Here is a 14,164-nt window from a genome sequence, read left to right on the forward strand (position 1 = left end):
CGCCGCATCGAATTCGCCGCCCTCAAACCATGCACGCCGCCGCAACCGAAGCACAATCTGCCGCCTTGCGCACCTTGCTGCGCAGTCTCGGCCAGATCGTGCTGCAACCGAACGCCTTCACCGGCGCGTGCCTGCTAGGCGCGTGGCTGCTATACGATCCGCGCCTCGCCTGTGCGGCGCTAATGGGCGCGATCGCGGCCAACGTGAGCGCGGTGCTGGCCGGCTATTGCGAGGCCGACACGCGCGCCGGCTTGCACGGCTTCAATGGCGCGCTGGCTGGTCTCGCCGCATTCAGCTTCATCCCCGACAACGCGACGGCCGCCGCCGTGGCCATTCTGGCCGCGACGGGCACGGCATGGCTGCTGGAACCGTGGTCGCGCTGCTTGCGCGCGCGTGGGCTCGGCTATTTCTCGAGCCCCTGTTTGATCGTCACGTGGCTTTGGCTGCCGCTGGTGACTCGCGTCGCTCAACAAGCAAGCCTCGCCGCTGAGCCCCCGCTCAGCACGGTGCAATTGAGCAGCGGCTTACTCGCCGGATTCGCGCAAACCGGCTTTGCGTCCGGCGCGTTGCCAGGTGTGCTCGTGTGGATCGGCATTGCGGCTGCGTCAAGACGGCACGCGCTGTGGACGCTGGTTGGCGCGGGCCTCGCGAGCGTCATGCATTTGCTGCTCGGCGCGGGTGCAAGCTCGTTCGACGCAGGCCTGTTAGGATTCAACGGCGCGCTGACCGCGATTGCACTGGTCGATTGCGGCATCGCGATGACGCTCGGCGGTGTTGTACTTTCGGTCGTGCTGCAAATGGCGGCCGCTTACTATGCGTTGCCGGCTATGACCGCGCCATTCGTACTCGCGACTTGGAGCATGCAGTGGCTCGCGGGCCGTTTTACGCGCGGTACGGCAATGCCCGAACTGGCGAAGCGTGTCGAAGCAGGAAGGCGTGTCACGTCGACGGCGTCGGCCAGGCGCCAGGTTTAGCTGGACCCAGGCCACAGTCACAGCCCATCAAGCAATTTCAGGAGGCAGACATGTCGTTCACCCACACGCCCGCTGGCCGTGTCACCGAGGCGGGGCCAAGGTCAGAAGCGGAACAGCAAACCCGCGTCGACCTGGCCGCCGCCTATCGCCTCGCGGCGCTCAACGGCTGGGACGACCTGGTCTACACGCATATCTCGGCCAGCGTTCCCGGCGAACCCGGCCACTTCCTGATCAACCCGTTCGGTCTCGCATTCGACGAAGTGTGCGCGTCGAACCTGGTGAAGATCGATATCGAAGGCAACATCGTTGGCGCGAGTGAGCATCCGGTCAACGCCACCGGCTTCGCGCTGCACGCCGCCGTGCACGCGGCACGCGCCGATGCTTTCTGCGTGATGCATTTGCACAATACGGCGGGCGTGGCGGTTTCCGCGCAACCGGCCGGCTTGCTGCCGGCGTCGCAACATGCGCTGCGTTTTTACGGCCACCTCGCGTATCACGACTACGAAGGCCTCGCCTTTACGCCGACCGAAGGCGAACGCCTCGTCGCACATCTCGCCAACAGACCGGCCATGCTATTGCGTAATCACGGCACCCTGACCGCCGGCCGCACCGTCGCCGAAGCCTATGTACTGATGGCGACGCTGATCAAGGCCTGCGAAATCCAGTTGCAGGCGCAAGCATGCGGCAGCGAGCTTGTCGTGCCGAGCGACGCCGTAGCCGCACGCACCGCCGATCAACTGTACGACGGCGGTGCTATTGAAGGCGCGCTGGAATGGCCTGCGTTGCTACGCAAGCTCGACCGGATCGATCGCACGTACCGCGATTAAATTTACTTCTCAACATCACTCATCACGGAGTCATGCAATGCCCACGTTTCGTATCGAACTCTTCGAAGGCCGCTCGCTGGAACAAAAACGCCAGTTCGTCGAAGCCATTACCAAAGCGACCTGCGAATCGCTCGGCGTCGAACCGAATTCGGTGGACATTATTCTCACCGACGTCAAACGCGAAAACTGGGCAACGGGTGGACGTTTGTGGTCCGAAGCGGACGCTTGATTGTCCGTATTCGCTATCCTGCGTCTTAATCCTGTCCGATTGGCACCACGGATTTGCGCCATGTGAGCTGAAAAGCCGTCACTGGGTCTATCGGTGGGCAGTAACGCGACACGGAGCGCTTCACGACTGAGCCGAAGTCCATGCACCGCCGAAAATGCTGCGCGCGTTGCGCGCGCAGCAGGTACTTCTGAGCGACGCGTATCTGAAACGCGTCGCCGTGGCAGTGTCGACAGACGCCGCCACGCCACCCGTCGATTAGAACTTGTGGATGATGCCTACGCCAGCAGCAAACTGGCTGCGTGACGAAGACGGCGCGCTGTTCTGGCCGTCGCCGATATCGGCCGTTGCGTTGATGATGCTCGTGCCGTTCGTGCCGATCGTCTGGCCACCCGCACGCTGATAGGCTTCCAGCGCGTACAGACCGGTGCGCTTGGAGAGGCTGTAGTACTGCGAGAGGTTGAACTGCTGGTAGCGTGCCGAGCTCGAGATGCCATTCGACTGCGTTGCGCGCGTATAGCTATAGCCCGCAGCCAGATCCAGCACCGTCAGCGGCTTGAAGTGCAGCACTGCACCCGCGGTGTTGAAAATCGCCTCGTTGTGGAACTTCGAGTTGATGCCCGGGATGTATTGCACGTTCGAATACGAGAACGAGACGTCCCATTGCGAGCTGAACGCATAACCGCCCGTCACCGCAACGCGCTGCTGCGCCTGCGCCGTCTGGTAACCGTTATTGATGCCCGACACACCCGCCTGCGCGCCCGCATTCGACGTCGTGGAATCCGCACCCCACGCACCGCCGCCAGGCGTCGAGTTATTGATGCGCTGGTAGCCTGCCGCGATACCGAACGGACCATTCAGGTACTGGATTGCCGCGCTATACGTCGAACCGGCATTGGTGCTGCCCGCCACGCCGCCCACCGAATACGAACCGCTCACCGTCAGGCCATACATGCTCGGCGACGTGTACACCAGCGAGTTGTTGGCGCGGTACAGCGTATCCAGCGAATCGATATCGCCCGGGTGTGCGCCGTATGCGCCCGTCAGCCACGTGGTCGGGCTGTAGGGCGACAGCAGTGTGTAGTACGACGTGTATTGACGGCCGGCCGTGAACGAGCCGTAGGTGGCGTTGGCCACGCCGACATACGCCTGCCGGTTGAACGCAAGACCGGTGACGGACTGTGCGCCGGTTGCGCTGTTAAAGCCCTCTTCCAACTGGAAGATCGCCTTCGTGCCGCCGCCCAGATCTTCGGAGCCCTTCAGGCCGAAGCGGCTGCCCGCCCAGATGCCGTTCACCATCTTGATCACCGAGCGGCCGCCACTCGTCGAACCGAGCGACGTCTGGCTGCTCTGATAACCGATTCCCGTATCGACGATCCCGTACAGCGTCACACTGCTCTGAGCGTGCGCGCCGAGGGCGACCAACCCAAGGGCCGAGGTTGCTATTACCTTTTTCATTTCTGCTCCTCTTTAAAAAACTTATTTGTCGTATCTGGCAGTGCCACACCGGCGCCGACTCTTAATCAAGCATTCAAAACACCGGGTGACCATTGATCAGGCTAGGCAACCACGTCGAGAACATCGGTACGTACGTCACAATGTTGATCGCGCTGAAGATAGCCAGGTAATAAGGCCACGCCACCTTGGTGGTTTCACCTATCGACACACTGCCGATCGCGCAGCCGATGAACTGCACCGAACCAATCGGCGGATGCACGAGACCCAATGCACAGTTCAGCAAAATCATGATCCCGAACTGAACGGGACCGACGCCGGCATGCATCGCCATCGGCAGGAACAAGGGCGTGGTGATCAGGATGTGCGCGGCCATGTCGACGAACGTGCCGAGAAAGATCTGGATGATGTTGATGTAAAGCAGCATCAACCACGGCAGGCTCGTTGCCCCATCGAGCATGTGCTCGATGGCATCGGGAATCTCCAGATAGGCCATCTGGTAGCGCAGCATGTTCGACACGCCGATCAGCAGCAACACCACGCCAGTGGTTTTAGCGGCCTTGGACAGCGCGTGAAAGAGCTTCTTCATCGTCATCGTGCGATAAATGACGATCGTCAGCACGAGCGAATAAGCCACCGCGATAGCGGCGGCCTCCGTCGCTGTAGCAATACCCTTGGCCACGCAGACCAGAATGATTGCGATCACCATCAAGCCGGGCAACGCACCGAGAAAGGTGCGGGCCACCGCGAACCAGCCGGGAAAGCGCTGCAATTCGGTCGAGCCGTCAGGGCGGCGCGGATAGCCAAACTTGACCGCCTGCCAGTACGCGGCGATGAGCACGAAACCCATCACCCACAGAACCGGCAACAGACCAGAAAACAACAGATCGCCGATCGACACGCCGCTCATCTGGTGACCATTCAACGTCCCGGTGATGCCTTGGGCCGCGAACGCATAGATGATCATGTTCGTCGACGTGGGCATCAGCGCGCCCGCCAGCGACGAATGGGTCGTCACGTTGACCGCATAGGCCGCGCTATAGCCTTCGCGCTTCATCAACGGAATGACGACGCCACCCATGGCCGACGTGTCTGCCGTCGGCGAACCGGACACGCCACCGAACAGCGTGCACGCGACCACGTTAGCCATGCCGAGCCCACCGCGGAAATGGCCGACCGTGGCCTGCGCGAAACGCAGGATACGGTCGGCGATACCGCCGTGCAGCATCAACTCGCCGGAGAAGATGAAGAATGGGACCGCGAGAAACGAAAACGCGTTCATTCCCGAAATCATCGACTGCATGGCGGTGGCCGCCGGCAAGCCTTCATAGAGATACGTCAGGACGCACGAGAGTCCCAACGCGAATGAAACAGGAACCCCGAATACGAGGAAAACGAGGAAACTAACTGAGAGAATGGCAAGTTCCATGATTCTTCTATTTTTGTTTCTGTGCGAAAAGCCCCAGCAGGTTCTCGAACGAGAACAGAGCGATGCAGGCGCTGGCAATGACCGGAATCAAATATCGAAGCGCTTCCGGAAGGCCCAGGATCGGGATCTTGTCGTCTATCGTCGTCTCCGCCATCTGCCAGCAGCCGAAGAAAATCGCCACGGCCAGCACGATCAGGCAAATATGCTGGAACGCATGAGCGATCATCTGACCTTTCGGCGGCAGTTTCTTGACTAGCGAATCAAGCCCGATGTGGCCGCCTTCGCGAACTTTGAGCGCGGCGCCGAACATGGCGATCACAATCACCAGGAGGAGGGCAATGGGCTCGACGAAATCCGGTGCATCGCTGAAGACATAGCGCATCACGACGCTATAAATCACCAATAGACACAGCGTGGCGAGACTCGCCGACGCCACGACCACCAGTACACCGAAGAGAAAATCATTTGGGCGTTTCATGAATCTCATTGACCCCATCCTTGCATACAGCGGACTTATATTTGATCTTCAGGAATCCTGCTAAGCCTCACCGGCTCAGGAAACCGTACGGTGGGAAAAACCGGCAGCGCGTGCTGCACGGCCCTTCTCCACCGCGTTACGTCCAAACTTATTTGACTGCCTGGATTTCGTCGACGAGCTGCTTCATTTGCGGCGTCTTTTCATACTTCGCCCAGACCGGTTGCATCGCCTTCACGAAAGCAGGACGGTCGATCTGCGACGCGGTAACGATCGTCGCGCCGCCCTTGGTGACCGTCTTTGCCGCGTCGGCTTCACGCGCGGTCCACAGCTTCGTGTAATAAGGCACCGAGTCAGCCGCCGCCTTCTTGATGATCTCCTGCTCCTGCGGCGTCAGCGTGTCCCACACCTTCTTGGAGAACACCAGCACTTCCGGCGTCATCGAATGCTGGGTTTCGGAATAGACCTGCGCGACTTCGAAGTGCTTGGTCTCTTCGTACGACGGCAGGTTGTTTTCCGCGCCATCCACCAGACCCGTTTTCAGGCCCGTATAGACTTCGGCGAACGGCATCGGGGTCGGTGTGCCGCCCATCGCCTTGATTTCGTCGACCATCAGATCCGAAGGCTGCACCCGTACCTTGAGGCCCTTCATGTCGGCGGGCGAATGGATGGCCTTCTTCGCGTACATCGAACGCGCGCCGCTCTCGTAGAACGTCAGCGCGATCATGCCCTTCGCCTTGAAGGCGTCGAGAATCTTCTGGCCTTCCGGGCCGTACATCACTTTGCGGAAATGGTCGATGTCGCGAAACAGGAACGGCAGCGACGGAATCATCGATTCAGGCACGATCTCGTTGAACGCGGCACCGTTGGCGCGCGCCATATCCAGTGCGCCAATGCGCACCTGATCGATCGTGTCGTTCTCCGAACCCAGTGCGCTGTTGCCGAAAACCTTCACGGAATCCTTGCCACCGGTTGCCTTGCTGATTTCTTCACCCATGTATTTCACGGCCATATTGGTCGGATAGGTGTCGCCATGCACGTCCGACACACGGAACACGCGCGCGTGTGCCGATACGGTGCTGAATGCCAGCACAGACGCCGCGACAATCATCGAAACACGGGAAGAGGCAAACTTGTTTTTCATCGTGACATTCCTTGAAATTAGATCATCCAGATGCGGAAGGCCGCTTGCGGAGGACCGCTTTCGCGGGGCCGCCTTCGGAGGGCCGCTTACGGATGCGACATGGTTTTGATGCGTCTCCCGGCTCCACGCACGCAGCCCCAGTGGGCAGCGAGCGGTTTGCCGTGCTGGTCTGCTTGCTACCCCGGCGCAGATGCTCAGCACTCCTGTCAGACAACTCGACTTCTTTACTCCGACTGCTTCGGCATGAACCCCTCGCGCGTTGGTCATGCGCGCAGAGAACGCTGCCTTCTTTGTCCGGCTGCCCAAAGCTATCTCGAAAGGAATTTGTTTGGGCTCATATGTTGTACGACGACATATGAAGTCTATAAAACGTAGTTTGAGTTGTACAGCCGGTATTTACCCGCACGACAGCAGCTTGAGCGTAAAAGTTTCCGGACCAATATATGACGCCAAAGCCAAGCCAGAAGGGATTTCGAGCAAACTCCCCACCTTGCGGATTTATATTTTTCGTAGAGAGGAAGATGGCCCGAGAGTGGCATTTTTGCCACTATGTTGTACGACAAGTGATGAATAAAAGGTTGCAACTATTGGGCGCCGGCGTGCTAATTCCCCGGCGCCCCGCCTCATGCACGTCGCTTGTTCAGAGTTCGCCCGCGTATTCAGGCTCGGGCAGCCCGGTCACGCCTGGGCGAACAGCAAACAGATGGCCGTCGTGTTCGCTCGCACCCGTCGCGGGACGAATCGACGTCACGAACAGCGTATCCAGATCCCGGCCGCCGAACGCGCACATCGCGGGCTTCACGGCCGGCACGGCAATCTGCCGATCGAGCTTGCCTTGCGGTGTAAAACGAAGCAGCAGTCCGGCGTCGTTTGCGCAAATCCAGTAGCAGCCGTCGGCATCCACGGCTGCGCCGTCGGGACGACCAGCGTAATCACGCAGATCGGCAAATACGCGTCGATTACTCGGCTCGCCCGCTTCGATGTCGTAATCGAATGCCCAGATTTGCCGGCGCAGAGGATGCGAATCCGACAGATACATCGTGGTCCCATCGGGCGACCACGCCAGACCGTTTTGCGTGATCAACGCGTCGACAACCGGCGCCGACAGCACGCCGCGCTCGTCGAAGCGATAGAGCGCGCCCGCAGGATTTGCCGCTGCCATGTCCTGCACCATCGTGCCGGACCAGAAGCGCCCCTGCCGATCGCAACGGCCGTCGTTGAAGCGCATATCGTCGAACGCGAAGCGCGGCGCGGCGAGCTTTCTGCCCGTCACCTTCATCGGTTCGCCGCAGGGCGCGCCTTCAGTCAGCGTGACCGCAAACAGCCCCGTCTCACAGCCTGCCAGCACCGTGCCGCGATGATCGAAGGCAATGCACGCCACCTTCTCCGGCAATTGCCACTCGATGCGCTCAGCCGTTTCGAGCCGAAACCGCACGATCTTTTGCGCCGGAATATCCACCCAGTAGAGCGCCTGTTCAGCGGCACGCCACACCGGGCTCTCGCCGACTGACGCGGGCGCCTGCCCCGCCGCCTCGACACGCTCCACCCGCGGGTTCGCCATGCCGCTCACCGCTTCGGCTCCATCGGACCGGCCAGCACAAACGGGCCGCCCTGGAAATGCTGAGTCGGATCGGCGAGTTCGGCCGTGGGCGCCGTGACCGGGAAGAGATGCTCGAATTCGATCGAACTGTCCTGCGGACGAAAGCCGAGGAACGCTGCCTTGGTGTTGTCGACCCACTTGGTCCGGTTATCCGACACGCCATAAACGATCGCGTGCCCGACCCGGTTGGTGAAGAGCGAGCAACGCACCAGTTCGATAAAGTCTCGGAAGCTCAGATAGGTGACGAGCATGCGCGGATTCTTCGGCTGCTCGAACGACGAGCCGATCCGCAGACACACCGTCTCGAGACCGAAGCGGTCGAAGTAATAGCGCGACAGCGATTCGCCGAAGCACTTCGTCACGCCATACAGGCTATCGGGACGCAGCGGCGCGTCGATATCGACCACCGACGTCGTGGGATGAAAACCCACCGCATGATTCGAGCTCGCGTACACGATGCGCTGCACGCCCTGCTTCTGCGCGGCCGAATAAAGGTTGTACAGGCCGCGGATATTCGCTTCGAGCAGGTCTTCGAACGGCGCCTCGACGGAGATGCCGCCCAGATGAACGACGGCATCCACCCCTTCTAGCAGCGCGTGAACGGCGGCTTCATCCGCGAGATCCACGATCGATGCTTCTTCGTGCGCCGCCACTTCGCCCAGCGGCGCGATATCGGTGACGCGCACCACATCGGCCCACGCAGCGAGCGCGCCGCGCAACTGCTGGCCGAGGTTACCGGCAGCACCGGTGAGCAGAAGACGGCGGAAAGGTTTCTGCGCCGCCGGGCGTTCAAGGTTCGAGTCAGTCATGTCTCAGTCTTTGTCGTGATTACGATCGGTACCATCAGGTCACCGGCGCCGGATTGAACAGCGTCAACGCATTGTGGAGTTTGAGTTTCTCCGCGCAGGTCTCTTTACGTCCGCTTGCGACGTCGAGCATCAGGCGGAACAGTTCCCAACCCACGTCTTCGATCGTCGCGGCGCCGGTCGCAATGGTACCGGCGTTGATATCCATCAGATCATGCCAGCGGCGCGCCAGATCGGAGCGCGTCGCGACCTTGATGACGGGCACTTCAGCAAGGCTATACGGCGTGCCGCGGCCAGTCGTGAATACATGCAGGTTGATGCCCGCGGCGACCTGTAGCGTGCCGCAGATGAAATCGCTCGCCGGCGTGGCCGCGTAAATCAGGCCCTTCTGCTTGACCTTTTCACCAGGCGACAGCACACCGGAGATGGCCGAATTGCCCGACTTGATGATCGAGCCCATCGCCTTTTCGACGATGTTCGACAGGCCGCCCTTCTTGTTGCCGGGCGTGGTGTTGGCGCTGCGATCCGCACCGCCGCGCTTCAGATAATCGTCGTACCACTGCATTTCGCGGATGATCGCCGCCGCCACGTCCGCGTTGGCCGCGCGCGCCGTCAGTTGATCGACGCCATCGCGAACTTCGGTGACTTCGGAGAACATCACCGTTGCCCCGGCGCGCACCAGCAAATCGGTAGCGAAGCCCACGGCAGGATTCGCGGTCAGTCCGGAAAACGCATCGCTGCCGCCGCACTGCACGCCGATCACCAGATCGGAGGCCGGGCAGGTCTCGCGGCGGCGATTGTTCAGCCGCTTCAGGTGGCCCTCGGCCATTCTCATGATCGACTCGATCATCGACTGGAAGCCGACGTGCGCTTCGTCCTGCAACACCACCACGCCGCCATTCAGATCGGCCTCGACGTCGCCGATGTCGGCAACCTCGGCGACATTCGCAGCAGCGGCAATCGGAATCGTGCCCGGCGGCATCAGACGTTCAGGCTGGAGCTTCTCGCAACCGAGGCTGACCATCATCACTTCGCCGCCGAAGTTCGGATTCAGGCTGATGTTGCGCACGGTGCGGATCGGCACCATCGCGTCCGGGGCGTCGATCGCGACGCCGCAACCATACGTGTGGCCGAGGCTCACCACATCGTCGACGTTCGGATAGTTCGGCAGCAGTTCGGCCTTGATGCGCGTGACCGCGTGCTGAACCACGTCAGCGACGCATTGCACCGTGGTCGTGATGGCCAGAATGTTGCGCGAGCCGACCGAGCCGTCGGCATTGCGATAGCCTTCGAACGTGAAGCCTTCCAGCGGCGGCATCTCCGGCGCCTTGATGGTGGCAATCGGCAGATCTTCCAGCCCCGGCGGGCTCGGCATGCGGATCACGTGCTCATTGATCCAACTGCCCTTCGGCAGGGCCTTGAGCGCGTAGCCAATCACCACGTTGTAGCGGATGACCTCGTCGCCTTCCGCGAGATCGGCCAGCGCGACTTTGTGGCCCTGCGGAACACGCTCGCGCAGCGCGAGACCGTCGGGAAATACGGCGCCCTCACCCAGACCGCCGTCGTTGACGACGATCGCGACATTGTCATTGGGGTGAACGCGAATGTAGAGCGGGGTTTGTTCCATGACATCGATCCTTGTGGCGATTTCACGCCTGCTGCGCCAATCGTTGCGCCAATCATTCATACGTCATCCTACAACATGAAAGATTGCCCAGACGTTCCGTATTTACCCTATGGCGCGCATTATGCCGTGAAAACATCGTTGAGTTAGCCGAATTGTTGTTGTACGATGACGTATAAGAAATCATCATTTCTAAATACCGACCCTATTCGACGCCCTGGATACCCATCATGACGACACCGCAGGAACTGAAGCAGATCGTTTCCGAAGGCCTTCTGTCCTTCCCCGTTACCGACTTCGACGAACAAGGCGATTTCCGCGCCGACACCTATGCCGAGCGCCTCGAATGGCTCGCGCCTTACGGTGCCTCGGCGCTGTTCGTCGCGGGGGGCACGGGCGAATTCTTCTCGCTCACGCATAACGACTACTCGAACGTTGTGCGTACGGCAACTGAAGTCTGCAAAGGCAAGGTACCGATTCTCGCCGGCGCCGGCGGCCCGACCCGCGTGGCGATCGCGTATGCCCAGGAGGCCGAGCGTCACGGCGCGAACGGCATTCTGCTGATGCCGCACTACCTGACCGAAGCCTGCCAGGAAGGCATCGCGGCGCACGCGGAAGAAGTCTGCAAGTCCGTGCCGGACATGGGCGTGATCATCTACAACCGCGCGAACTCCAAGCTTAACGCCGACATGCTCGAAGGGTTGGCCGAGCGCTGCCCGAACCTGATCGGCTTCAAGGACGGCGTGGGCGAGATTGAGAACATGGTGTCGATCCGCCGCCGTCTCGGCGACCGCTTCTCCTACCTCGGCGGCCTGCCGACTGCTGAAGTCTACGCTGCGGCTTACAAAGCGCTGGGCGTGCCGGTGTATTCGTCGGCCGTCTTCAATTTCATCCCGAAAACCGCGATGGACTTCTACCGCGCGATTGCCGCGGACGACCACGCAACCGTCGGCAAGCTGATCGACGAATTCTTCCTGCCGTATCTGGCGATCCGCAACCGCCGCCAGGGCTACGCGGTCAGCATCGTGAAGGCCGGCGCCAAGCTGGTCGGCCACAGCGCCGGTCCGGTGCGCGCACCGCTGACCGACCTGACCGAAGAAGAAATGGCGCAACTCGACGTGCTGATCAAGAAGCTCGGCGCGCAGTAACGCAGCAAGGCGCCAAGCCGTGCGAGCCTGGCCCAATCTGGCCGAACCTGGCTCGAGCACGCGGCACCGTAAAGAGCGCCCGGGACGGCAACGTCGCCGGGCGCTTTTTCACAGATAAAAAGTTCAGGAGATGACGATGGAAATGAGCCGCACCGCGAGCCCCGCCCATGTCGCAAAGCGCACCAAAGTCCGCTACGCAATTCTGTTGCTGATCTTTCTGATCACGACATTCAACTACGCGGACCGCGCCACGCTCTCAGTAACCGGATCCGCGATGCGCGCCGAGTTCGGTTTCGACGCGATCAAGATGGGTTATATCTTCTCCGCGTTTAGCTGGGCCTATGTTCTGTCGCAATTGCCGGCGGGCTGGCTGCTCGACCGCTTCGGCGCGCGGCGCGTCTACGCGGCGAGCATTTTCCTGTGGTCGTTGTTTACATTGCTGCAAAGCTCGATCGGTCTGCTGGGGAGTGCAGCCGCCGCCGTCACCGCGCTGTTCGTGCTGCGCTTCGCAATGGGTGCCGCCGAATCTCCGGCGTTTCCGGCCAATGCCAAGGTCGTGGCCAGCTGGTTTCCCACCAACGAACGCGGCACCGCCTCCGCCATTTTCAATTCAGCGCAATACTTCGCGGCAGTCATTTTCACGCCGCTGATGGCATGGCTCACCCATGCATTCGGCTGGCACGCGGTCTACGTCGTGATGGGCGCGGCCGGACTGTTACTCGCCCTCACCTGGTTGAAGGTGATGAAGAACCCCGCCGATCACCCGCGTGTCTCGCGCGCCGAACTCGACTACATCGAACAGGGCGGCGGCGTGGTGAACGGGCACACGAAAGCGGCCCGGGCTGCAGACGTCGCCAGTACCGGAGGCTGGTCGCTGGTGCGTCAACTGCTGACCAACCGCATGCTGCTCGGCGTCTATCTCGCCCAGTACTGCATCAACGTGCTGACCTACTTCTTCCTGACCTGGTTTCCGATCTACCTCGTGCAGGCGCGCGGCATGACGATTCTGCAGGCGGGTCTGGTAGCGTCGCTGCCGGCGGTTTGCGGGTTCTCCGGCGGCGTGCTCGGCGGCATCCTGTCCGATGGGCTGATCCGGCGCGGACATTCGCTCACCATCGCGCGCAAAGTGCCAATTGTCGGCGGCATGCTGCTCTCGGTGTCCATCATCGGCTGCAACTACGTGTCGACCGACTGGATCGTCGTCGCGCTCATGTCGCTCGCCTTCTTCGGCAAAGGCATCGGGGCGCTCGGCTGGGCCGTGGTGGCAGATACGTCGCCGAAAGAGGCCCTCGGTCTGTCGGGCGCCATCTTCAATATGTTCGGCAATGTCGCCGGCATTGTGACGCCGATCGTGATCGGCTACCTCGTCGCGAAGACAGGGTCGTTCAACGGCGCGCTGGTTTTCGTCGGCCTGAATGCCCTGCTAACGGTGTTCAGCTACCTCGTGATCGTGAAAGACATCAAACGGGTCGAACTGCGCCGGGGCTAGCAGTCAGGCTGTTATCGTACTTCCCGGCGCGCCTGCCAAATAACGCGGTTTGTCCGCCAGGCGCCTGAAACCGGGCATCGGCGTCAGGTCCGACACCGATGCCGAAAATGATCCGGCGTTTATATAATCAGTCGTCAGACGACGGTATAATGAATCGCAGGAAGTACCTGCAACTATCTGATTCAAGGGGCGTTTTCGATGGCTACACCACTGGCATCCGCAGCACCGCCACGGCGCGCGCGCAATCTTGCCGAGTTTGTCGTCAGCTACGTCACCGAGCAAATTGCGTCTAACGCGTTGAAGCCCGGCGACAAACTCCCGACCGAATCGCAATTGATGGTCACGCTGAGCGTGAGCCGCACCGTTATCCGTGAAGCGATTTCACGCTTGCAGGCGGGCAAGATCATAGAAACGCGCCATGGCATCGGCAGTTTCGTGCTGGAACCGCAGCGCGAAAAGCTGGGCATCGACATGGTGCCCGCCACCACCTTGCGCGACGTGCTGTCGATCCTGGAACTGCGCATCAGCCTTGAAACGGAATGCGCGGGTCTCGCCGCTCAACGGGCCAAACCCGACGATCTCGCGCGCATGCGCGCGGCGCTCGACGCGATCGAAGCCACCCGCCACAACGGGCTGGATAGTGTCGATGCCGACCTGCAGTTCCATATCTCCGTGGCGCGTGCAACCGGCAACCGCTATTTCGTCGACATCCTCACACAAATGGGCAGCGCGCTGATTCCGCGCAACCGGCTCGACTCGGCGGGGATCGCGCGTGCTGAACCCGACGCGTATCTGTCGCTCGTCAACCTGGAGCACGAAAGCATTCTCGAGGCGATCACGCGGCACGACGCCGAAGGCGCACGTGCCGCGATGCGTATGCATCTGTCGAATAGCCGCGAGCGGCTGCGGCGCGCCAACGAAGCGGCTGAAGCAAATAGCTGATTCCTTGCGCTGAGCAAACACTGAG

General features: G+C 61.1%; 13 protein-coding genes. 6 read left to right on the forward strand and 7 right to left on the reverse strand.

Annotation, left to right across the window (positions count from 1 at the left end):
* The first annotated feature begins 29 nt into the window (after positions 1-29).
* From PQQ86_RS30785 to PQQ86_RS30795, 3 genes are read left to right on the forward strand one after another with little or no spacing between them, the layout of a single operon-like run.
* The gene (locus tag PQQ86_RS30785) at positions 30-974 is read left to right on the forward strand and encodes an urea transporter (protein WP_408275681.1); all 945 of its coding nucleotides are present in this window, start codon (positions 30-32) and stop codon (positions 972-974) included.
* Positions 975-1,024: 50 nt separating this feature from the next.
* Entirely contained in the window at positions 1,025-1,801 is a 777-nt protein-coding gene (locus PQQ86_RS30790; protein WP_408275684.1) for a class II aldolase/adducin family protein, read from the forward strand.
* The gene (locus PQQ86_RS30795) at positions 1,797-2,030 is read left to right on the forward strand and encodes a 4-oxalocrotonate tautomerase (RefSeq protein WP_408279401.1); all 234 of its coding nucleotides are present in this window, start codon (positions 1,797-1,799) and stop codon (positions 2,028-2,030) included. Before PQQ86_RS30790 ends, PQQ86_RS30795 begins: the two co-directional genes overlap by 5 nt.
* Before the next feature lie 255 nt (positions 2,031-2,285).
* Here the strand turns inward: PQQ86_RS30795 and PQQ86_RS30800 are convergent, their stop codons facing one another.
* From PQQ86_RS30800 to garD, 7 genes are all read right to left on the reverse strand, one after another.
* Positions 2,286-3,485 (reverse strand): porin, encoded by a 1,200-nt coding sequence (locus tag PQQ86_RS30800; protein WP_408275686.1) that lies wholly within the window; start codon positions 3,483-3,485, stop codon positions 2,286-2,288.
* A 73-nt stretch (positions 3,486-3,558) separates the two neighbouring features.
* Positions 3,559-4,911 (reverse strand): TRAP transporter large permease, encoded by a 1,353-nt coding sequence (locus tag PQQ86_RS30805; protein ID WP_408275689.1) that lies wholly within the window; start codon positions 4,909-4,911, stop codon positions 3,559-3,561.
* Between the two features lie 7 nt (positions 4,912-4,918).
* Entirely contained in the window at positions 4,919-5,398 is a 480-nt protein-coding gene (locus PQQ86_RS30810; protein WP_408275692.1) for a TRAP transporter small permease, read from the reverse strand.
* A 139-nt stretch (positions 5,399-5,537) separates the two neighbouring features.
* Positions 5,538-6,530: a TRAP transporter substrate-binding protein gene (locus PQQ86_RS30815; protein ID WP_408275695.1), complete on the reverse strand. Its 993-nt coding sequence runs from the start codon at positions 6,528-6,530 to the stop codon at positions 5,538-5,540.
* A gap of 640 nt (positions 6,531-7,170) precedes the next feature.
* Positions 7,171-8,100 (reverse strand): SMP-30/gluconolactonase/LRE family protein, encoded by a 930-nt coding sequence (locus tag PQQ86_RS30820; protein ID WP_408275698.1) that lies wholly within the window; start codon positions 8,098-8,100, stop codon positions 7,171-7,173.
* Positions 8,097-8,939, reverse strand: a complete 843-nt coding sequence (locus PQQ86_RS30825) for an NAD-dependent epimerase/dehydratase family protein (protein ID WP_408275701.1) — start codon at positions 8,937-8,939, stop codon at positions 8,097-8,099. Before PQQ86_RS30825 ends, PQQ86_RS30820 begins: the two co-directional genes overlap by 4 nt.
* Positions 8,940-8,973: 34 nt before the next feature.
* On the reverse strand, positions 8,974-10,563 hold the full coding sequence (gene garD, locus PQQ86_RS30830; RefSeq protein ID WP_408275704.1) for a galactarate dehydratase: 1,590 nt from the start codon (positions 10,561-10,563) through the stop codon (positions 8,974-8,976).
* 227 nt (positions 10,564-10,790) lie between these two features.
* On the opposite strand from garD, the gene kdgD reads away from it, so the two are divergent.
* From kdgD to PQQ86_RS30845, 3 genes are all read left to right on the forward strand, one after another.
* Positions 10,791-11,708, forward strand: a complete 918-nt coding sequence (kdgD, locus tag PQQ86_RS30835) for a 5-dehydro-4-deoxyglucarate dehydratase (protein WP_408275709.1) — start codon at positions 10,791-10,793, stop codon at positions 11,706-11,708.
* Between the two features lie 136 nt (positions 11,709-11,844).
* Positions 11,845-13,197: an MFS transporter gene (locus PQQ86_RS30840; protein WP_408275712.1), complete on the forward strand. Its 1,353-nt coding sequence runs from the start codon at positions 11,845-11,847 to the stop codon at positions 13,195-13,197.
* A gap of 198 nt (positions 13,198-13,395) precedes the next feature.
* Positions 13,396-14,139 carry a FadR/GntR family transcriptional regulator gene (locus tag PQQ86_RS30845; RefSeq protein ID WP_054040224.1) on the forward strand — a complete coding sequence of 248 codons (744 nt, stop codon included), beginning with the start codon at positions 13,396-13,398 and terminating at the stop codon, positions 14,137-14,139.
* Positions 14,140-14,164: the final 25 nt, after the last annotated feature.

Source organism: Paraburkholderia sediminicola (assembly GCF_046026675.1).
GTDB lineage: Bacteria > Pseudomonadota > Gammaproteobacteria > Burkholderiales > Burkholderiaceae > Paraburkholderia > Paraburkholderia sediminicola_F.

Coding starts and splice junctions, on each gene's coding strand:
- PQQ86_RS30785 (WP_408275681.1), top strand. CDS start 30: ATGCACGCCGCCGCAACCGAAGCACAATCTGCCGCCTTGCGCACCTTG.
- PQQ86_RS30790 (WP_408275684.1), top strand. CDS start 1,025: ATGTCGTTCACCCACACGCCCGCTGGCCGTGTCACCGAGGCGGGGCCA.
- PQQ86_RS30800 (WP_408275686.1), bottom strand. CDS start 3,485: ATGAAAAAGGTAATAGCAACCTCGGCCCTTGGGTTGGTCGCCCTCGGC.
- PQQ86_RS30805 (WP_408275689.1), bottom strand. CDS start 4,911: ATGGAACTTGCCATTCTCTCAGTTAGTTTCCTCGTTTTCCTCGTATTC.
- PQQ86_RS30810 (WP_408275692.1), bottom strand. CDS start 5,398: ATGAGATTCATGAAACGCCCAAATGATTTTCTCTTCGGTGTACTGGTG.
- PQQ86_RS30815 (WP_408275695.1), bottom strand. CDS start 6,530: ATGAAAAACAAGTTTGCCTCTTCCCGTGTTTCGATGATTGTCGCGGCG.
- PQQ86_RS30825 (WP_408275701.1), bottom strand. CDS start 8,939: ATGACTGACTCGAACCTTGAACGCCCGGCGGCGCAGAAACCTTTCCGC.
- garD (WP_408275704.1), bottom strand. CDS start 10,563: ATGGAACAAACCCCGCTCTACATTCGCGTTCACCCCAATGACAATGTC.
- kdgD (WP_408275709.1), top strand. CDS start 10,791: ATGACGACACCGCAGGAACTGAAGCAGATCGTTTCCGAAGGCCTTCTG.
- PQQ86_RS30840 (WP_408275712.1), top strand. CDS start 11,845: ATGGAAATGAGCCGCACCGCGAGCCCCGCCCATGTCGCAAAGCGCACC.
- PQQ86_RS30845 (WP_054040224.1), top strand. CDS start 13,396: ATGGCTACACCACTGGCATCCGCAGCACCGCCACGGCGCGCGCGCAAT.